The 18,274-nt window shown below is 62.3% G+C and carries 18 protein-coding genes; 9 read left to right on the top strand and 9 right to left on the bottom strand.

Annotated elements, in window-relative coordinates; all coding sequences use genetic code 11:
- Positions 1-104 precede the first annotated feature (104 nt).
- The 4 genes from ACZYR5_RS26225 to lnt are packed head-to-tail and all read left to right on the top strand — an operon-like array spanning position 105 to position 3,971.
- Positions 105-1,109 (top strand): PhoH family protein, encoded by a 1,005-nt coding sequence (locus tag ACZYR5_RS26225; protein WP_489092277.1) that lies wholly within the window; start codon positions 105-107, stop codon positions 1,107-1,109.
- Positions 1,102-1,587: an rRNA maturation RNase YbeY gene (gene ybeY / locus ACZYR5_RS26220; RefSeq protein WP_489092276.1), complete on the top strand. Its 486-nt coding sequence runs from the start codon at positions 1,102-1,104 to the stop codon at positions 1,585-1,587. The genes ACZYR5_RS26225 and ybeY overlap by 8 nt, the downstream gene beginning before the upstream one ends.
- Positions 1,588-1,592: 5 nt before the next feature.
- Positions 1,593-2,432: a CorC family transporter gene (locus tag ACZYR5_RS26215; RefSeq protein WP_016773041.1), complete on the top strand. Its 840-nt coding sequence runs from the start codon at positions 1,593-1,595 to the stop codon at positions 2,430-2,432.
- A 15-nt stretch (positions 2,433-2,447) separates the two neighbouring features.
- Positions 2,448-3,971, top strand: coding sequence for an apolipoprotein N-acyltransferase (lnt, locus tag ACZYR5_RS26210; protein ID WP_489092275.1), 1,524 nt, complete (start codon positions 2,448-2,450; stop codon positions 3,969-3,971).
- 22 nt (positions 3,972-3,993) lie between these two features.
- On the opposite strand, the gene ACZYR5_RS26205 is transcribed toward lnt, so the two are convergent.
- Together ACZYR5_RS26205 and ACZYR5_RS26200 are read right to left on the bottom strand one after the other, a co-directional pair.
- Positions 3,994-4,755, bottom strand: coding sequence for a YdcF family protein (locus ACZYR5_RS26205; protein ID WP_489092274.1), 762 nt, complete (start codon positions 4,753-4,755; stop codon positions 3,994-3,996).
- 118 nt (positions 4,756-4,873) lie between these two features.
- Complete coding sequence (locus ACZYR5_RS26200) at positions 4,874-5,194, bottom strand: hypothetical protein (protein WP_489092273.1); 321 nt, start codon at positions 5,192-5,194, stop codon at positions 4,874-4,876.
- A gap of 269 nt (positions 5,195-5,463) precedes the next feature.
- On the opposite strand from ACZYR5_RS26200, the gene leuS reads away from it, so the two are divergent.
- From leuS to ACZYR5_RS26175, 5 genes are all read left to right on the top strand, one after another.
- Positions 5,464-8,070: a leucine--tRNA ligase gene (leuS, locus tag ACZYR5_RS26195; RefSeq protein WP_489092272.1), complete on the top strand. Its 2,607-nt coding sequence runs from the start codon at positions 5,464-5,466 to the stop codon at positions 8,068-8,070.
- An 86-nt stretch (positions 8,071-8,156) separates the two neighbouring features.
- The gene (locus tag ACZYR5_RS26190; RefSeq protein WP_489092271.1) at positions 8,157-8,762 is read left to right on the top strand and encodes an LPS-assembly lipoprotein LptE; all 606 of its coding nucleotides are present in this window, start codon (positions 8,157-8,159) and stop codon (positions 8,760-8,762) included.
- A 39-nt stretch (positions 8,763-8,801) separates the two neighbouring features.
- Positions 8,802-9,839 (top strand): DNA polymerase III subunit delta, encoded by a 1,038-nt coding sequence (gene holA / locus ACZYR5_RS26185; RefSeq protein ID WP_489092270.1) that lies wholly within the window; start codon positions 8,802-8,804, stop codon positions 9,837-9,839.
- A gap of 99 nt (positions 9,840-9,938) precedes the next feature.
- Positions 9,939-10,094 (top strand): alternative ribosome rescue factor ArfA, encoded by a 156-nt coding sequence (gene arfA / locus ACZYR5_RS26180; RefSeq protein WP_489092269.1) that lies wholly within the window; start codon positions 9,939-9,941, stop codon positions 10,092-10,094.
- A gap of 61 nt (positions 10,095-10,155) precedes the next feature.
- The gene (locus ACZYR5_RS26175) at positions 10,156-11,478 is read left to right on the top strand and encodes a lytic murein transglycosylase (protein WP_489092268.1); all 1,323 of its coding nucleotides are present in this window, start codon (positions 10,156-10,158) and stop codon (positions 11,476-11,478) included.
- Between the two features lie 301 nt (positions 11,479-11,779).
- On the opposite strand, the gene ACZYR5_RS26170 is transcribed toward ACZYR5_RS26175, so the two are convergent.
- The 7 genes from ACZYR5_RS26170 to mltB all read right to left on the bottom strand — a co-directional run bounded on the left by ACZYR5_RS26170 (position 11,780) and on the right by mltB (position 18,264).
- Complete coding sequence (locus ACZYR5_RS26170) at positions 11,780-12,718, bottom strand: S66 peptidase family protein (RefSeq protein ID WP_489092267.1); 939 nt, start codon at positions 12,716-12,718, stop codon at positions 11,780-11,782.
- 156 nt (positions 12,719-12,874) lie between these two features.
- Entirely contained in the window at positions 12,875-13,897 is a 1,023-nt protein-coding gene (lipA, locus tag ACZYR5_RS26165) for a lipoyl synthase (RefSeq protein WP_489092266.1), read from the bottom strand.
- A gap of 1 nt (position 13,898) precedes the next feature.
- On the bottom strand, positions 13,899-14,546 hold the full coding sequence (gene lipB / locus ACZYR5_RS26160) for a lipoyl(octanoyl) transferase LipB (RefSeq protein ID WP_489092265.1): 648 nt from the start codon (positions 14,544-14,546) through the stop codon (positions 13,899-13,901).
- Positions 14,546-14,821 (bottom strand): DUF493 domain-containing protein, encoded by a 276-nt coding sequence (locus tag ACZYR5_RS26155; protein ID WP_489092264.1) that lies wholly within the window; start codon positions 14,819-14,821, stop codon positions 14,546-14,548. Before ACZYR5_RS26155 ends, lipB begins: the two co-directional genes overlap by 1 nt.
- Positions 14,822-14,901: 80 nt before the next feature.
- Complete coding sequence (locus tag ACZYR5_RS26150; RefSeq protein WP_489092263.1) at positions 14,902-16,059, bottom strand: D-alanyl-D-alanine carboxypeptidase family protein; 1,158 nt, start codon at positions 16,057-16,059, stop codon at positions 14,902-14,904.
- Between the two features lie 184 nt (positions 16,060-16,243).
- Complete coding sequence (locus ACZYR5_RS26145; protein ID WP_027617758.1) at positions 16,244-17,254, bottom strand: septal ring lytic transglycosylase RlpA family protein; 1,011 nt, start codon at positions 17,252-17,254, stop codon at positions 16,244-16,246.
- Positions 17,254-18,264, bottom strand: a complete 1,011-nt coding sequence (mltB, locus tag ACZYR5_RS26140; protein ID WP_489092262.1) for a lytic murein transglycosylase B — start codon at positions 18,262-18,264, stop codon at positions 17,254-17,256. The genes ACZYR5_RS26145 and mltB overlap by 1 nt, the downstream gene beginning before the upstream one ends.
- Between the last annotated feature and the right edge of the window lie 10 nt (positions 18,265-18,274).

Below are 18,274 nucleotides of genomic sequence, written 5' to 3'. Positions count from 1 at the left end.
CAAGAAGCATGAATCGCCCTATACAATTTAAGAGCTTTCGCACCCAGCCCACTGGCGTTATCCTTGATTTCACCTTCATTGCCCAAGGGCGGCTGAATACAACCTTGAACGCACCCATAGAACCCCATCGTTTTATTCTCGAGCCCTTTGAGGCTCAGCGCTTCGCCAATCTGTGCGGGCAATTCGACGAGCATCTGCGCTTGATCGAACAGCGCCTGGCGATCGTGATCCGCAATCGCGGCAATCAGTTCGAACTGATCGGCGAGAGCAAACACACCACCTCCGCGGAAAACCTCCTGCGCCGTCTCTACCGGGAAACCAAGGGTAGCGAGCTGTCGCCGGACATGGTTCACCTGTTCCTGCAGGAATCGGCCGTGGAAGAGCTGGACAACCACGCCCCCGCCGAAGCCTCCGTCGCCCTGCGCACCAAGAAAGGCATGATTCGCCCACGCGGCTTGAATCAGCAGCGCTACGTGAAGGAAATCCTCGCCAACGACATCAACTTCGGCATCGGTCCGGCCGGTACCGGCAAGACCTACCTGGCGGTTGCCTGTGCAGTAGACGCCCTGGAACGCGAGCAGATCCGTCGCATCCTGCTGGTGCGCCCAGCGGTCGAGGCCGGCGAAAAACTCGGCTTCCTGCCCGGCGACCTGTCACAGAAGATCGACCCGTACCTGCGCCCGCTGTACGACGCGCTATATGAAATGCTCGGCTTCGAATACGTCGCCAAGTTGATCGAGCGCCAGGTCATCGAAGTCGCTCCGCTGGCCTACATGCGCGGTCGTACCCTGAACAACAGCTTCATCATTCTCGACGAAAGCCAGAACACCACCGTCGAGCAGATGAAAATGTTCCTGACCCGGATCGGCTTCGGCTCGACCGCCGTCATCACCGGCGACATCACCCAGATCGACCTGCCCAAGGGCACCAAATCCGGGCTGATCCATGTCACCGAAGTTCTCAAGGACATCCCGGGCATCAGCTTCAGCCACTTCAAGCCTAAAGACGTGGTCCGCCACCCACTGGTGCAGCGCATTGTCGAAGCCTATGAACGCTTCGAAAGCCATGCCAGCGAAGTGACACCGAAGGACAACCGCCGCGATGCTTGAGCTTGATCTGCAACTGGCCACCGAGGCCGCGACCCCAAGCGAAGCCCAGTTCCGCCAATGGTGCGAGCTGGCGCTGCGCCAGCGTAGCGCTGACTCGGAAATGACCATTCGCCTGGTCGACGAAGCCGAAGGTCGTGAGCTCAATCACACCTGGCGGCAAAAGGATTACGCCACCAACGTCCTGTCCTTTCCAGCCGACGTGCCTGACGAATTTCTCGACATTCCGCTGCTCGGTGACCTGGTGATCTGCGTCGCCGTGGTCGAGCGCGAAGCCGCCGAGCAAGGCAAGGCGCTGGAGGCTCACTGGGCCCATCTGGTGATTCACGGCTGCTTGCATCTGCTGGGTTACGACCATATAGATGACGACGAAGCCGAAGAAATGGAAGCACTGGAACGAACGTTGCTTGCCGAACTGGGTCATCCGGACCCTTATGCGGATGACGAAACCGACATCATGACAACAAAGGATTCAGAGTAATCGCTATGAGCGAAGATCGATCGAGCAACGGGCAGAAGTCCTGGCTGGGTAAACTGACCCAGGCTTTTGCCCACGAGCCGAAGAACCGCCAGGAGCTGCTTGAGCTGCTGCGCGATGCACACCAGAACAAACTGTTGGACAGCGAAGCGCTGGCCATCGTCGAGGGCGCCATTCAGGTGGCTGACCTGCAAGTGCGCGACATCATGGTGCCGCGCTCGCAGATGGTCAGCATCAAGGCGACCCAGACGCCCCGTGAATTCCTTCCGGCGGTGGTCGACTCGGCCCACTCGCGCTACCCGGTGATCGGCGAAAGCCACGATGACGTGATGGGTGTGCTGCTGGCCAAGGACTTGCTGCCGCTGATCCTCAAGGAAAACGGTGACAGCTTCAACATCAAGGACCTGCTGCGCCCGGCCACCTTCGTGCCCGAGTCCAAGCGCCTGAACGTGCTGCTGCGCGAATTTCGCGCCAACCATAACCACATGGCCATCGTCATCGACGAATACGGCGGAGTGGCGGGCCTGGTGACCATCGAAGACGTCCTCGAACAGATCGTCGGCGACATCGAAGACGAGCACGACGTCGAGGAAGACAGCTACATCAAGCCGCTGCCCAGCGGTGACTTCCTGATCAAGGCCCTGACCCCAATCGAAAACTTCAACGAGTTCTTCGACAGCGAATTCTCCGACGACGAGTTCGACACCGTCGGCGGCCTGGTGATGAGCGCGTTCGGGCACCTGCCAAAACGCAACGAGATCACCGAAATCGGCGCCTATCGCTTTCGCATCCTCAATGCCGACAGCCGCCGCATCCACCTGTTGCGCCTGACTCCCATCGCCCGGTAACCCCTAAGGATTGAAATGCGCTGGATAACCCGCCCCGGCTGGCCCGGTAACCTGCTGGCCGTGGCGGCCGGTGCACTCACCACCCTGGCGCTGGCGCCGTTCGACATCTGGCCGCTGGCGCTGCTCGCGGTCGGTTTCTTCTATGCCGGCCTGCGTGAGCTGAGCCCACGCCAGGCGCTCGGCCGGGGTTGGTGTTTCGGGTTCGGCCTGTTCGGCGCGGGCACCAGCTGGATCTACTACAGCATCCACCACTTCGGCGGCGCTTCGGTGCTGCTGGCGGGGTTCCTGATGCTGCTGTTCACCGCCGCGATTGCCTGGTTCTTCGCCCTGCCCGCCTGGGTCTGGGCGCGCTGGCTGCGCCGCAATGAGGCGCCACTGGCCGATGCCCTGGCTTTCGCCGCCCTATGGGTGGGCCAGGAAGCCTTTCGCGGCTGGTTCCTCACCGGCTTCCCCTGGCTCTACTCCGGCTACAGCCAACTCGATGGCCCGCTGACCGGCCTGGCTCCGCTGGGTGGGATCTGGCTGATTTCCTTCTGTATCGCCTTGAGCGCAGCCCTGCTGTACAACCTGCCACGCCTGCTCCGGGCGCCGCGCAAGAGCTTTCTGGTGGCTGGCTTGTTGCTGCTGGCTGCTCCATGGGCAGTCGGCCTGGCACTCAAGGGCCATGCCTGGACCAGCCCTTCGGGCGACCCCCTGAGCGTCGCGGCGATTCAGGGCAACATCGAACAAAGCATGAAGTGGGACCCGGCACAGCTCAACGCGCAACTGGCGCTGTACCGCGACATGAGCCTGAGTTCCAAGCGCGTCGACCTGCTGATCTGGCCGGAAACTGCAGTACCGGTACTCAAGGAGTCTGCCGAAGGTTATCTGGACATGATGGGCAAGTTCGCCGCCGATCGTGATTCAGCGTTGATCACCGGCGTACCGATTCGCCAGATGGTGCATCAGGAGCGGCGCTTTTATAACGGCATTACCGTGGTCGGTGAAGGCGATGGCACTTACCTCAAGCAAAAACTGGTGCCGTTCGGCGAGTACGTGCCGTTGCAGGAGATCTTGCGTGGGCTGATCGCCTTCTTTGACCTGCCGATGTCGGACTTCGCCCGTGGCCCGGCCGACCAGCCAATGCTGCAGGCCAAGGGCTACCAGATTGCGCCGTTCATCTGCTACGAAGTGGTCTATCCGGAATTCGCCGCTGGCCTGTCGGCGCGCAGCGATCTGCTGCTGACCATCAGCAATGACACCTGGTTCGGCACCTCGATCGGCCCGCTGCAGCACCTGCAGATGGCCCAGATGCGCGCCCTGGAAGCCGGTCGCTGGATGATTCGGGCGACCAACAACGGCGTGACCGGGCTGATCGACCCGTTCGGCAAGATCACAGCGCAGATCCCGCAGTTCGAGCGCGGCATCCTCTACGGCGACGTCGTGCCCATGCACAACCTGACGCCGTACCTGCAATGGCGTTCCTGGCCGCTGATCATCCTCTGCGTGCTGCTGTTCGGCTGGGCGCTGATCGCCAGCCGGATGGCCAAGACGGTCTAGGACTGCATGACCGGCACTGGGGTTATCGATAGAAGATCGAATACCCCAGTTGCCCAACCGCCTCATTGAGCAACTGCCCCGAGCGCCAGATCGACTTGAACGTCGGCATCCAGCCGCCCAGCGGCTCGGCGTTGTCGGTGCCGAGGAAGCCCACCGGGGCCGGCACCACCTGCAGGCCTGCTGCCTCGAAGCTCCACACGGCGCGCGGCATATGCCAGGCCTGGGTGACCACCACGACCCTTTTCAGAGCCAGCGGCTGCAGCAACTCGGCACTGAACTGGGCGTTTTCCCAGGTGGTGCGGCTACGCCCTTCCTGCCAGCGCACCGTCACCCCGAAATCCTCCTGCATCGAATCGGCCATCAGCTTGGCTTCCGTCGGCGGCGTGCCGTAATGCAGGCCGCCACTGGTCAGCACCGGCAAGCCAGAGGCCTTGGCCAGGCGCGCCGCGTAGCGTTCGCGCTCCAGGGCGACGCCCGTGGGCTGGTCGGCCTCCCAGGCCAGGTCGCCCCGCTCGCGGCCGGCGCCCAGCACCACAATCACATCCGCACGTTCGGCCAGGCTCGCCCACTCGCTGCGCGCCAGTGGCGGTTCGCGCTCCAGGGCCTTGGCGCCCCACTGCACCACCACCGGCAGGCTCATCAGCCAGAAGCCGCCGGCTCCCAGCACAAAACAGCAGGCCGCCAGGCGCGGCCTGGAGCGGCGCAACCACCAGGCAAGCACCAGCAGCAGCAATAGAAGGCCGGGCGGCAAGAGCAGTTGTTTGACGAAATAACGAAAAGGCATCGAGCATCTCCAGAGATGCCCGAAGCCTAAGTGGGTTGAAGCAAGGCGACAACTGACGTGACTGGCCTTTCCATCAAAAAGCCGTCACCGGTGACTGCACACGTACGAGCCTGATCACTTACTTGGCTCGCAGGGACCGGACCTTTACCGCGTCCCCGCCAGGTACCTTATCCTTCAACCAGATGATTTTGGCCGAACGAGGGGTGTCCTGATGCATCATTGCCTGCGACAAGCCTGCCTGCACCGCGTGTTCACTTCGGTCCAGATACGCCTTGATCAAGTCGAACTCTGCGCGGCTCAATCCGCGAAGCTCCAGCTCCTGCGGACGCTCATCGCGCAGCCGCCCGGCTGTCTTTGCCGCGTCCAGGGCCATCCCCAGACGGTCTATCAGTTTTTCGTACAACTCGGGTTGCGTTACTGTTGCGTGCGGCTCCACCATCCCTCACCTCATTGAAGATAAGACTCACTCCCCAACTAGAGCTTAGCTTCGCCGGCAAAACAGGCTGCACGCCGCGACCAACGGCCCCAACAGTGGGTCACCCGGCAATCAGGGTTTCCCTAGGCCGAGCGCGGTCATGTATGCTACGGCGCTTCCTGTAAATCCGCTTTCAGCGCGGCTGGACACCGAAAACGCCCGATTTGGCGTGATCAACCTCCAGCGTTGCCTTGAAGAGGATGAGGCCACCCCTATTCAGTTCAAAAGTAGCCATGCACGAACAATATCAGCCCCGTGAAATAGAAGCCGCCGCCCAATCCTTCTGGGACGAGCAGAAGTCCTTTGAAGTCAGTGAACAGCCAGGCAAGGAGACTTACTACTGCCTATCGATGTTCCCTTACCCCAGCGGCAAGCTACACATGGGGCACGTGCGCAACTACACCATCGGCGACGTGATCTCCCGCTACCAGCGCATGCTCGGCAAAAACGTCCTGCAGCCCATGGGTTGGGACGCCTTCGGCATGCCGGCGGAAAACGCCGCGATGAAGAACAACGTCGCGCCGGCCAAGTGGACCTACGAAAACATCGCCTACATGAAATCCCAGCTGCGCAGCCTGGGCCTGGCGGTGGACTGGTCGCGCGAAGTCACCACCTGCAAGCCGGATTACTACCGCTGGGAACAATGGCTGTTCACTCGCCTGTTCGAAAAAGGCGTGATCTACCGCAAGAACGGCACAGTGAACTGGGACCCGGTCGACCAGACCGTACTGGCCAACGAGCAGGTGATCGACGGTCGCGGCTGGCGTTCCGGCGCGCTGATCGAAAAGCGCGAAATCCCGATGTACTACTTCAAGATCACCGCCTACGCGGATGAACTGCTGGAGAGCCTCGACGAGCTGACCGGCTGGCCTGAACAGGTCAAGACCATGCAGCGCAACTGGATCGGCAAATCCCGCGGCATGGAAGTGCAGTTTCCGTACAACGTCGACTCGATCGGCGAAAGCGGCACCCTGAAAGTCTTCACCACCCGTCCGGACACCCTGATGGGCGCCACCTACGTGGCCGTGGCCGCCGAGCACCACCTGGCGACCCTGGCGGCGCAGAACAACCCTGAGCTGCAAGCGTTCATCGCCGAATGCAAGGGCGGCAGCGTGGCCGAGGCCGACATGGCCACCCAGGAGAAGAAGGGCCTGCCAACCGGCCTGTTCGTCGAGCACCCGCTGACCGGCGAGAAACTCCCGGTGTGGGTCGCCAACTACGTGCTGATGCACTACGGCGACGGCGCGGTCATGGCTGTGCCGGCCCACGACGAGCGCGATTTCGAATTCGCCCACAAGTACAACCTGCCGGTCAAATCGGTGGTGCGCACCAGCTCCGGCGATACCAACCCGGCCCCCTGGCAGGACGCCTACGGCGAACACGGCACCCTGATCAACTCCGGCGAGTTCGATGGCCTGGACTTCGTCGGCGCGTTCGACGCGATGGAAGTCGCCCTGATCAAGAAACAACTCGGCGCCTCGCGCACCCAGTTCCGCCTGCGCGACTGGGGTATCAGCCGTCAGCGCTACTGGGGCTGCCCGATCCCGATCATCCACTGCGCAGCCTGCGGTGATGTGCCGGTGCCGGAAGACCAGTTGCCTGTGGTCCTGCCGGAAGACGTGGTACCGGATGGCTCCGGCTCGCCGCTGGCACGCATGCCCGAATTCTACGAATGCAGCTGCCCGAAATGCGGTCAGCCGGCCAAGCGTGAAACCGACACCATGGACACCTTCGTCGAGTCCTCGTGGTACTACGCCCGCTACGCCTCGCCACATTTCGAAGGCGGCCTGGTCGAAAAATCCGCGGCGGACCACTGGCTGCCGGTCGACCAGTACATCGGCGGCATCGAACACGCGATCCTGCACCTGCTGTACGCGCGCTTCTTCCACAAACTGATGCGTGACGAAGGCCTGGTCAGCTCCAACGAGCCGTTCAAGAACCTGCTGACCCAGGGCATGGTGATCGCCGAGACCTACTACCGTCGCGAAGCCAACGGCGCCTACACCTGGTTCAACCCGGCTGACGTCGAGCTCGAGCGTGACAGCAAGGCCAAAGTGATCAGCGCCAAGCTGAAATCCGATGGTCTGCCGGTGGAAATCGGCGGCACCGAGAAGATGGCCAAGTCGAAGAACAACGGCGTCGACCCGCAGTCGATGATCGATCAGTTCGGCGCCGATACCTGCCGCCTGTTCATGATGTTCGCCTCGCCACCTGACATGAGCGCCGAATGGTCCGACTCCGGCGTCGAAGGCTCGCACCGTTTCCTCAAGCGCGTCTGGCGCCTGGCTCAGGCCCACGTCACCCAGGGCCTGCCGGGCAAACTGGACCTCGCTGCGTTGAGCGATGAGCAGAAAGCCATTCGCCGTTCGATCCACCTGGCCATCAAGCAGGCCAGCCAGGACGTGGGCCAGAACCACAAGTTCAACACCGCCATCGCCCAGGTGATGACCCTGATGAACGTGCTGGAGAAAGCCCCGCAAGGCACCGAGCAGGACCGTGCACTGATCCAGGAAGGCCTGGAAACCGTGACCCTGCTGCTGGCCCCGATCACGCCGCACATCAGCCATGAGCTGTGGCAGCGCCTGGGTCACGCCAACGCGGTAATCGACGCCGCCTGGCCGGTGCTGGACGACAGCGCCCTGGTGCAGGACAGCCTGCAACTGGTAATTCAGGTCAACGGCAAGCTGCGTGGCCAGATCGAAATGCCGGCAAGCGCCACTCGCGAAGAAGTCGAAGCCGCCGCACGCGCCAACGAAAACGTACTGCGTTTCGTCGACGGCCTGACCATTCGCAAAGTGATCGTGGTACCCGGGAAACTGGTCAACATCGTCGCCAGCTAATTGGAGCAGGTGCCAGGCCCGGCCTGGCACCGAACAAACCTTTCGGGCTGCAGCGCGGCCCACACGGTTTCAAGGGGAGCAACAAGATGATCAAACGCAATCTTCTGGTGATGGGCCTCGCGGTCCTGCTGAGCGCCTGCGGTTTTCAACTGCGCGGCACCGGCACCAGCGAACTGGCGTTCAAGGAACTCGACCTCAGTGCACGCAACGCCTACGGCGAAACCGTGATGATGATGCGCCAGGTCCTGCAAAGCAGCGGCGTCAACGTAACGGCTGCCGCGCCTTACAAGCTGGTATTCACCAACGAACAGACCTCTCAGCGCAGCCTCAGCTACTCCGGTGCGGGCCGCACGGCCGAGAACGAACTGACCACCGTGCTGGATTACCAGATCGTTGGCCAGAACAACCTCACGCTGATCAGCGACAAGCTGCAAGTGCAGAAAGTCGTGATGCATGACGGCAGCAACATCACCGGCTCGGTTCAGGAACAGGACGAAGCCCGCAAGGAAATCCATCGCGAGCTGGTCCAGCGCATGATGTTGCGCCTGCAGCAGATGACCCCGGCCCAACTGGATCAACTGCAACAGACCGCCAACGCCCGCGCCAAGGCTGAAGCCGAGGCACTGGACGCCGCACAGAAGGCTGAAGCGAATACCCCGCGTCAGTCACCGCTGCAAATTCCTGCCGAGTAAGTCTGACGGGGCGCCTTGGCGCCCCGTTGGCCCCGCCTTATGAAACTCGCCCCCGCCCAACTCGCCAAACACCTGCAAGGCACCCTCGCACCGGTGTACGTCATCAGTGGCGACGACCCGTTGCTGTGCCAGGAAGCGGCTGACGCCATCCGCACCGCCGCCCGTCAACAGGGCTTCGACGAGCGCCAGGTATTCGCCGCCGACGCCAATTTTGACTGGGGCAGCCTGCTGCTGGCCGGCGCCAGCATGTCGCTGTTCGCCGAAAAACGCCTGCTGGAACTGCGCCTGCCCTCGGGCAAACCCGGGGACAAGGGCGCTGCGGCCCTGATCGAGTACTGCTCGCGCCCGGCTGAAGACACCTTGCTGTTGATCAGCCTGCCCAAGCTCGATGGCAGCGCGCAGAAAACCAAATGGGGCAAGGCCCTGGTCGAAGGTGCGCAAACCCAGTTCGTGCAGATCTGGCCGGTGGACGTGCACCAGTTGCCGCAATGGATTCGCCAGCGCCTGTCGCAAGCCGGGCTCAGCGCCAGCCAGGACGCGGTCGAGCTGATCGCCGCGCGAGTGGAAGGCAACCTGCTGGCCGCCGCCCAGGAAATCGAAAAGCTCAAGCTGATGGCCGAGGGCGGGCAGATTACCGTGGAAACCGTGCAGGCGGCAGTGGCCGACAGTGCGCGTTTTGATGTGTTCGGCCTCACCGATGCCATTCTCAACGGCGAAGCCGCCCATGCCCTGCGCATGCTCGAAGGTTTGCGCGGCGAAGGCGTCGAGCCGCCGGTGATTCTCTGGGCGCTGTCCCGTGAACTGCGGCTGCTGGCCAACCTGTCACTGCAATACAGCCAGGGTGTGCCGCTGGACAAGGCATTCAGCCAGGCCCGGCCGCCGATCTGGGACAAGCGTAAACCACTGATGAGCAAGGCCCTGCAACGCCACTCCGCGTCGCGCTGGGCGCAGTTGCTGCTGGAAGCCCAGCGCATCGATGCGCAGATCAAGGGCCAGGCCGCTGGCTCGCCGTGGATGAGCCTGAGCCGCCTGTCACTGCTGATGGCTGGCCAGCGCCTGGCACTGCCGGCCGAGTAAAAAACCGCTCAGCTCCTGACATACAACGACACTGGACAGAGGCCGAACTTGGGCAGATGATGCGAGCCGCACCATCCACCCCCAGGGAGCCCACTGCCCATGCGCAAGCAAAAACGGCCGAACAAGGCCAAGTCCATCGTCGCCCAACCACTGTTCCGCAGCCGTCAGGAACAGCCCGCCAAGGGCAAAGGCAGCTACCGCCGCGAAGCCTTCCAGTCTAAAAGCTGGGAGGCTTCTTACTTTCTGGCCGCTTGAAGCGCAGCACCCCCTCTCCATGTTAAGGTCGGCACTTGATTCGTATTCCCTGGACCTGTGCATGCCCTTTTGTATTTCCCGTCACTGGCAGCTGCGCCCACTGATTGCCGCCACCAGCTTCGTCTTGCTGGTTGCCTGCGCGGAAAAGCCCACCGCCGCCGACGCGCAAACGCTGCTGACCGTTCCTGTCACCACCGCTCCAGCCGTGGTTGCCCCCGTGGTTCCTACCGGCGACAACCTCGAGATCCAGCCGACCCAAACCTTTGAACAATGGCAAGCGGCCTTCCGCCAGGACGCCCTCGCGGCCGGCATCAGCCCGAGCCTGTTCGACCGCGCCTTTGCCGGGGTCAGCCCGGACATGAGCGTGATCCGCGCCGACCGCAGCCAACCGGAATTCTCCCGGCCGGTATGGGAATACCTCGATGGCGCGCTGTCAGCCGTGCGCGTACGCCGCGGCCAGGCGCTGCTGGTGCAATACGCCGACACCCTGAACGCCATCGAGCAACGCTACGGCGTCGACCGTCAGGCACTGGTGGCGGTGTGGGGCATGGAAAGCAACTTCGGCAGTTTCCAGGGCGACAAGTCGGTGATCCGCTCGCTCGCCACACTGGCCTATGAAGGCCGCCGCCCGGGCTTTGCCCACGCGCAATTGCTGGCAGCGCTGCAGATCCTGCAGCAAGGTGATATCGCCCCCGAGAAGATGCTCGGTTCCTGGGCCGGCGCCATGGGCCAGACCCAGTTCATCCCGACCACCTACAACACCCACGCCGTGGATTTCGATGGCGATGGCCGACGCGACATCTGGGGCAGCCCGGCCGACGCCCTCGCCTCCACCGCGCATTACCTGCAAAGCTCCGGCTGGCAGAAGGGTCAGCCCTGGGGCTTTGAAGTGACGGTGCCGAGCACTTTCAATTACTCCCTGGCCGACGGCGCGATCCGCAAGAGCGTTGCCGAATGGACCCAGCTCGGCGTGAAGCTGCCCAATGGGGCCAGCGTGCCGCCCGGTTCCGAGCAATTGTCTGCCGCCCTGCTGCTGCCGGCCGGCTATCGGGGCCCGGCGTTCCTGATCCTCGACAACTTCCGCGCGGTGCTCAAGTACAACAACTCGTCGTCCTACGCCCTGGCGGTCAACCTGTTGTCCGAGCGTTTCAGCGGTGCTGGCCAGATCAGCGGCCCATGGCCCAAGGATGACCTGCCGCTGAGCCGCTCCGAGCGTATCGAGTTGCAGAACCTGCTCAGCGCCAACAACTACGACGCCGGCAATCCTGACGGCATCATCGGCGCCAACACCCGCAAGGCGATTCGGGCGGCGCAGCAGTCGTTCGGCTGGCCAGCGGATGGCTACCCGACGCACAAGTTGCTCGAGGCACTGCGCAAGCGCTAAAAGCATCGCGTAAAGCCAGACAGCTCGCGTCATCGTTGACGACCTTCGCCAGCAAGCTGGCTCCTATAGTGGTTGTGAGTCGATCGCAAGATCTGCGATCACCGCAAATCCCTTGTAGGAGCGAGCCTGCTCGCGAAAAACCTTAGAGCGCCGAGCACATCCAGACAGCTCGCGTCATCGTTGACGACCTTCGCCAGCAAGCTGGCTCCTACAGGGGTTGTGGTCGATCACACGATCTGCGATCACAGCACATGTCGAACCGTCGCACCGCCGCGAAGACTGACTACCAGGCGATACTTGCCTAAGCCCTGACCACCACATCCTGCTCCAGCACCAACTCCTGCCTCCCCGCATCCAGCCGCACCAGCGCCCCCAGCGGCAACGTCAGGTTGGGATCACAATGGCCGCTACGCCAGCCCGCCAGCACCGGAATCCGCAACGGTTCGAAGGTCTGCTTGAGCAAGCGGTTCAGCGCCTGCTGATCGACCCCGGCGACATCCCCGGCCAACACCCCGCGCAATTTGTGCAAGTGCCCGGCCAGGCGCATCTGAGTCAGCAAACGGTCGATGCGGTACAGCGGCTCGTTGACGTCTTCAATCAACAGAATCCCCCCTTCGGCATCGATCTCGTACGGCGTGCCCAGTGTCGCCGCGATCATCGCCAGATTGCCGCCCAGCAACCGTCCGTGGGCGATACCCGGCTCGACCGTGGTCAGTGGATACGCCACCGGGTGAGTCAACACACTGCCGGCCTCCAACTGGCCGCGCAGCATGGCGAAAAACGAAGTGACCGTCGGCGGCTCCTTGTCCCCCAACAGATCTGCGTTGAGCAGTGGCCCGTGAAAGGTCACGAATCCGGCATAACGGCTGATTGCCAGATGCAGCGCGGTGATATCGCTGTAGCCGACGAACGGCTTGGCCTGGCGGCGCAGCAGGTCGAAATCGATGCGATCCAGCAGCCGCGGCGTACCGTAGCCACCCCGCAGGCAGATGATTGCGTCAACCTCATCATCGGCGAACGCGGCGTGCAGATCATTGAGGCGTACGTCGTCACTCCCCGCCAGATACCCGTCCTTCTCGTAGACACCGGGAAACACCTTCAGCCCATAACCCCGGGCGCGCATCCATTGCACCGCCTTGTCTGTATCCAGCGCTCCCGGGCCGGCGGGCGCTATGACACCGATAACACCCTCGGCAGGCAGCGCCGGCACCGGTGTGTGTGGATTGAGGTGAACAGTCATCCATGGATCTCCCTGCGTGTAGTCGTGCACACACAGTAGTCAGGAACGGAGGCAAACAAAAGGCTCCGTTGGCAGGCTAAGGGGTTGTCGTGCGGTGGACAAAAAAATACCCGCCGGGCAACCAAGCCGCGGCGGGCACTGTTCAGCAAGCGAGAATCAGGAACCGATCAGCTCGGCCTTGACCAGCTTGGCTTGCTCGTCGGCATGGTACGACGAACGCACCAACGGGCCGGAGGCGACGTTCTTGAAGCCCATCTTGTAACCTTCCTCGGCGAACCAGGCGAAGGTGTCCGGGTGAACGAAGCGCTGCACCGGCAAGTGGTTGCGGGACGGCTGCAGGTACTGGCCCAGGGTCAGCATGTCGATGTCATGCTCGCGCATGCGCTTCATGACTTCGATGACTTCTTCGTCGGTTTCGCCCAGGCCCAGCATCAGGCCGGACTTGGTCGGAATGTGCGGCATCATCTGCTTGAACTTCTGCAGCAGGGTCAGCGACCACTGGTAGTCCGAGCCCGGACGCGCAGCTTTGTACAGGCGCGGTACGGTTTCCAGGTTGTGGTTGAACACATCTGGCGGCTCGGCGGCGGTGATGGCCAGGGCCACGTCCATCCGGCCACGATAGTCCGGTACCAGGGTTTCCAGTTGTACGTTCGGCGACAGCTTGCGAATTTCGCGGATGCAGTCGGCAAAGTGCTGGGCGCCGCCGTCACGCAGGTCGTCGCGGTCCACCGAGGTGATCACCACGTACTTCAGGCGCAGGTCGGCAATGGCGATGGCCAGGCTTTCCGGCTCGTTGACGTCCAGTGGTTTCGGACGGCCATGGCCGACGTCGCAGAACGGGCAGCGACGGGTGCAGATATCACCCATGATCATGAACGTCGCGGTGCCACCGGAGAAGCACTCACCGAGGTTCGGGCAGGACGCCTCTTCACAGACACTGTGCAGCTTGTGCTTGCGCAGCAGCGCCTTGATACGGTCGACTTCCGGCGACACCGGGATGCGCACGCGGATCCAGTCCGGTTTCTTCGGCAACTCGGTGGTCGGAATGATCTTTACCGGGATGCGTGCAACCTTCTCGGCACCGCGCAGCTTGACGCCGGCTTCTACCTTGGCACGCGGGGCCGGACGCTCGGTGACATCCTGCGTCGGGATCATGGTTTGCACTGCATCAGTAGTCATATCAGTCGATTCCGCCCGTTAGGGTCGTCTGCTCAGCATAGTCGAGGTGTTTGACGAGCTGCGCACGCAGCCGGGCACTTACCTCGGCAAATTCAATCGGTCCTGCATGGTCACGCAACTGGGTCATTGCCAACCCGGCGTAGCCACAGGGGTTAATCCGTCGGAACGGCTCGAGATCCATATCCACGTTCAGGGCCAGGCCGTGAAAGGAACAACCGTGGCGGATCCGCAGTCCCAGTGAAGCGATTTTCGCACCGTTGACGTACACCCCCGGTGCATCCGGCTTGGCCACGGCGGTCACGCCATAACTGGCCAGCAGTTCGATCAGGCATTGTTCCATGCGGCTGACCAGGTCGCGCACACCAAAACCGAGCTTGCGGACATCCAGCAGCAGGTAGGCCACCAGTTGGCCGGGGCCGTGGTAGGTCACCTGCCCGCCGCGATCGGCCTGCACCACCGGAATATCCCCCGGGAGCAGCAGATGCTCGGCCTTGCCGGCCTGGCCCTGGGTGAACACCGGCAGGTGCTCTACCAGCCAGATTTCATCGGCTCGTGTGTTGCCGCGCTCGTTGGTGAAGCGCTGCATGGCCTGCCAGACCGGCTCGTACGCCAGCTGGCCGAGCTCGCGAAAGCCCAGCGGTTCAGACATCACAGCACCATGTGCACGAAGCCGGTGGCTCGCAGTTCGCTGTTGATGTTGTACAGCTGGTCCTGATCGGTGGCGACGATGTGCAGCTGAATCGTGGTGTACTTGCCGTTGGTGCTTTGGCGCTCGTCGACCCGGCCATCATTGATGGTCGCGTGTTTCTTGACGATCGCGATGATCTTGTCCTTGTTGCCTGCGCCCGTATCGCTGATCACCTTAACCGGATAATCAACCTGGGGAAATTCGATCTTTGGCGCCTTTACTTCGGTATCGCTCATGGCGTAACGGCCTCGTAAGCCGTGCCAACGAGCATGGCCCCGCACCGGGTAGGAGCAGGGCCATGCAGGTCAACACTGAATCAGTTGAACAAACCGTAGAAGAATAGACGGATGCTATCCCACATGCGGCGGAAGATACCACCTTCCTCGACCGCGTCCAGCGCGATCAGGTCGGCGCTGTGCACCACCTTGTCGTCCAGCTTGACCTCAACCTTGCCGATCACGTCGCCCTTGGCGATGGGTGCCATCAGCTGCGGGTTCATGGTCATGCTGGCCGCGAGCTTTTTCAGCTGGCCTTTTGGCAGGGTCATGGTCAGGTCGTCAGCCAGGCCAGCCTTGACCTGGTTGGTGGTGCCTTTCCAGACAGGAGCCTGGGCCAGCTCGGTGCCTTTCTGATAGAACGTCTGGGTTTCGAAGAAGCGGAACCCGTAGGTCAGCAGCTTCTGGGTTTCAGCAGCGCGCGCGGTTTCGCTGTTGGTGCCGAACACCACGGCGATCAGGCGCATGCCATCACGTACCGCCGAAGACACCATGCAGTAGCCGGCTTCGTCGGTGTGACCGGTTTTCAGACCGTCGACGGTCTTGTCACGCCACAGCAGCAGGTTGCGGTTCGGCTGCTTGATGCCGTTCCAGAAGAACTCTTTCTGCGAGTAGATCGCATAGTGAGCCGGGTCTTCGTGGATGATCGCGCGCGCCAGTACCGCCATGTCGTGGGCCGACGAGTAGTGCTCGGGGTTCGGCAGACCGGTCGGGTTCATGAAGTGGCTGTTGGTCATGCCCAGGTCGCCGACGGTTTTGTTCATCATGTCGGCGAAAGCGTCTTCGCTGCCGGCAATGTGCTCGGACAGCGCAACACTGGCGTCGTTGCCGGACTGGATGATGATGCCGTGCAGCAAGTCGCTGACCGTCACCTGCGAACCGACCTTGATGAACATCCGCGAACCACCGGTACGCCAGGCGTTTTCGCTGACGGTCACCGGATCGTTTTCACCGATCTGGCCGCGACGGATTTCCAGGGTCGCGATGTACGCGGTCATCAGCTTGGTCAGGCTGGCGGGCGGCAGGCGCTGGTCACCGTTGTTCTCGACCAGCACGTTGCCGCTGCTGGCGTCCATGAGCACGTAGGCCTTGGCGGCCAGTTGTGGTGGCGACGGCATCATCTCGGCCGCGAACGCGGCGGGTGAGAGAAGCAGCGGGACTAGCAGGCACAGGCGTTTGGCAAAGGTGGTGATGTTCATCCGTCTCTCGAAATCGCTAATGGAAACTTGCCCTTGCGGGCAAAACTAATCAGACAACCTTCTGACGGGTTGTCGCGTGTTCAGTTGTTCACTCACTGACCCTTGCCGGGCTTTTGTTGTACATCGAGCCAACAACTCAGGTCCTCCCCCCAATACCGCGAGCGAACCTTGCTACAGGTACTGCTTACTCGGCCGTCACCAAGCTCGGCGAGCCGAGATTGGCCAGGCGCACGCTGTTTTGCACTTGTGCGATCTCACCCTGCGAGCCGATCGGCCCCAGGCGAACCCGGTGCAGGGTCTGCTGATTGCGCACGATAGAGCTGATGAACACCGGAGCGCTCACCATGCCGCTGAGTTTCGAGCGCAGCAGTTCGGCAGCGTCCGGGTTGGCGAACGCGCCCACCTGCAGATACTGGCCAGAGGCTGCTACAGAAGCGTTTTTTTTTGCATTGACCTGGATCGGCACCACAGCGGCGGCGTGTTGTTGCGGTGGCGGGGTCCACTGCTCGACCTTGCCGGTCGACGCGGTGATCACCGGGCCGCTGTTCTGCGCAACCTGCGGTTCATTGAGCATCAATGGCGCCGGACGCCCCTTGGCCGCCCACCATTCCTGCGGGTCGATGCCCTCGACCTTGACCCGCGCGGTGCCGGTCTCGGCATAACCGAGTTTTTTCGCGGCAGCGTAGGACAAGTCGATGATGCGGTCGGAATAGAACGGACCACGGTCGTTGACCCGCAGGATCACCGTGCGCTTGTTGTCCAGGTTGGTCACGCGGACATAAGCCGGCAGCGGCAGGGTCTTGTGCGCGGCGCTCATGCCGTACAGGTCATAGACCTCGCCATTGGCGGTGTTCTGGCCATGAAACTTGGTGCCGTACCAGGAAGCCGTGCCGGTTTCGACATAGCGCTTGGACTCGGGCATCGGGTAATAGGTCTTGCCCAGTACGGTGTACGGGTTGGCCTTGTAGTTGCCGGTGTGCAGGGTCGGGGTGGCGTCGGGAATCCGCGATACGTCGACATCCCACCACGGCGCGCCGTCCTTGTGGGCCCGGTTGATGTCCAGTCCCGGAGTGGCGCGGACCACGGTCGGTGCCTTGGGTTGCGGCGCGCGGCTGGTCGAGCAACTGACGATCAGCATCGACAACGCGGCAAATGCCACCAGCTTCAGGGGTTTGTGGATTGGCGATGCCAGCATTACTTGACGCCCCGTGCTTGGACCAGCTGTTCAGACAACTGATGTACGGCCATGGCGTACATCACGCTGCGGTTATAACGCGTGATTGCGTAAAAATTCTTCAGGCCCATCCAGTATTCCGGGCCATTGTCACCTTCCAGACGAAACGCGGTCACCGGCATGTCGTCGCGCAGCGCATCATGACTCGACCAGCCCAGCGCTCGCAACTCCCCGACGGTCTTGGTCGGTTCGATCCCGGTGGTCAAACCCTGGTCAACCTGCTCGCCACGCACCTCGGCGCGACTGACCACCGGTTGCCCGGCCTCCCAGCCGTGGCGCTTGAAATAGCTGGCGACGCTGCCAATGGCATCGTCGGCGTTGGTCCAGATATTGATATGGCCATCACCGTCGAAATCCACCGCATAGGCGCGAAAGCTGCTCGGCATGAATTGCGGCAAGCCCATGGCGCCGGCGTAGGAGCCCTTCAGCGTCAACGGATCGACCTGCTCCTCGCGGGCCAGCAACAGGAATTCACGCAGTTCCTTGCGGAAGAACTCGGCCCGTGGAGGGTAGTCGAAACCCAGGGTCGACAACGCATCGATCACCCGATAATTGCCGGTATTGCGGCCGAAAAAGGTTTCAACGCCGATGATCGCGACGATCACCTGGGCCGGCACCCCATATTCCTGCTCGGCACGCGCCAGAACGGCCTCGTGCTGGCGCCAGAAGTCCACACCGCGGGCGATGCGCGCATCGGTGAGGAACATCGGGCGATATTCCTTCCACTGTTTCACGCGTTCGGCGGGCCGCGAAATGGCGTCGAGAATCGACTGCTTGCGCTCGGCCTCACGGAACACGCCCATCAGCTGTTCACCGGCAAAGCCGTAGTCGCGGGTCATTTCGCCGACAAATTCGGCCACCTGCGGCGAACCTTCATACTCGCCGGCAAGCGCCTGCGGCGCACTGCCAAGGATGCTTACCAGGCCGAGCCACGGCGCGTATCGCGTTGCCCAGCCACGCATTGCTTGCATTGAAATCTTC

Source organism: Pseudomonas sp. F007 (assembly GCF_057814275.1).
This window is presented reverse-complemented; position numbering and strand designations above follow the sequence as displayed.

Excerpts from the sequence above, each read along its gene's own strand:
- ybeY (WP_489092276.1), top strand. The coding sequence starts at position 1,102 with ATGCTTGAGCTTGATCTGCAACTGGCCACCGAGGCCGCGACCCCAAGC.
- ACZYR5_RS26215 (WP_016773041.1), top strand. The coding sequence starts at position 1,593 with ATGAGCGAAGATCGATCGAGCAACGGGCAGAAGTCCTGGCTGGGTAAA.
- lnt (WP_489092275.1), top strand. The coding sequence starts at position 2,448 with ATGCGCTGGATAACCCGCCCCGGCTGGCCCGGTAACCTGCTGGCCGTG.
- ACZYR5_RS26205 (WP_489092274.1), bottom strand. The coding sequence starts at position 4,755 with ATGCCTTTTCGTTATTTCGTCAAACAACTGCTCTTGCCGCCCGGCCTT.
- ACZYR5_RS26200 (WP_489092273.1), bottom strand. The coding sequence starts at position 5,194 with ATGGTGGAGCCGCACGCAACAGTAACGCAACCCGAGTTGTACGAAAAA.
- leuS (WP_489092272.1), top strand. The coding sequence starts at position 5,464 with ATGCACGAACAATATCAGCCCCGTGAAATAGAAGCCGCCGCCCAATCC.
- ACZYR5_RS26190 (WP_489092271.1), top strand. The coding sequence starts at position 8,157 with ATGATCAAACGCAATCTTCTGGTGATGGGCCTCGCGGTCCTGCTGAGC.
- holA (WP_489092270.1), top strand. The coding sequence starts at position 8,802 with ATGAAACTCGCCCCCGCCCAACTCGCCAAACACCTGCAAGGCACCCTC.
- arfA (WP_489092269.1), top strand. The coding sequence starts at position 9,939 with ATGCGCAAGCAAAAACGGCCGAACAAGGCCAAGTCCATCGTCGCCCAA.
- ACZYR5_RS26175 (WP_489092268.1), top strand. The coding sequence starts at position 10,156 with ATGCCCTTTTGTATTTCCCGTCACTGGCAGCTGCGCCCACTGATTGCC.
- ACZYR5_RS26170 (WP_489092267.1), bottom strand. The coding sequence starts at position 12,718 with ATGACTGTTCACCTCAATCCACACACACCGGTGCCGGCGCTGCCTGCC.
- lipA (WP_489092266.1), bottom strand. The coding sequence starts at position 13,897 with ATGACTACTGATGCAGTGCAAACCATGATCCCGACGCAGGATGTCACC.
- lipB (WP_489092265.1), bottom strand. The coding sequence starts at position 14,546 with ATGTCTGAACCGCTGGGCTTTCGCGAGCTCGGCCAGCTGGCGTACGAG.
- ACZYR5_RS26155 (WP_489092264.1), bottom strand. The coding sequence starts at position 14,821 with ATGAGCGATACCGAAGTAAAGGCGCCAAAGATCGAATTTCCCCAGGTT.
- ACZYR5_RS26150 (WP_489092263.1), bottom strand. The coding sequence starts at position 16,059 with ATGAACATCACCACCTTTGCCAAACGCCTGTGCCTGCTAGTCCCGCTG.
- ACZYR5_RS26145 (WP_027617758.1), bottom strand. The coding sequence starts at position 17,254 with ATGCTGGCATCGCCAATCCACAAACCCCTGAAGCTGGTGGCATTTGCC.
- mltB (WP_489092262.1), bottom strand. The coding sequence starts at position 18,264 with ATGCAAGCAATGCGTGGCTGGGCAACGCGATACGCGCCGTGGCTCGGC.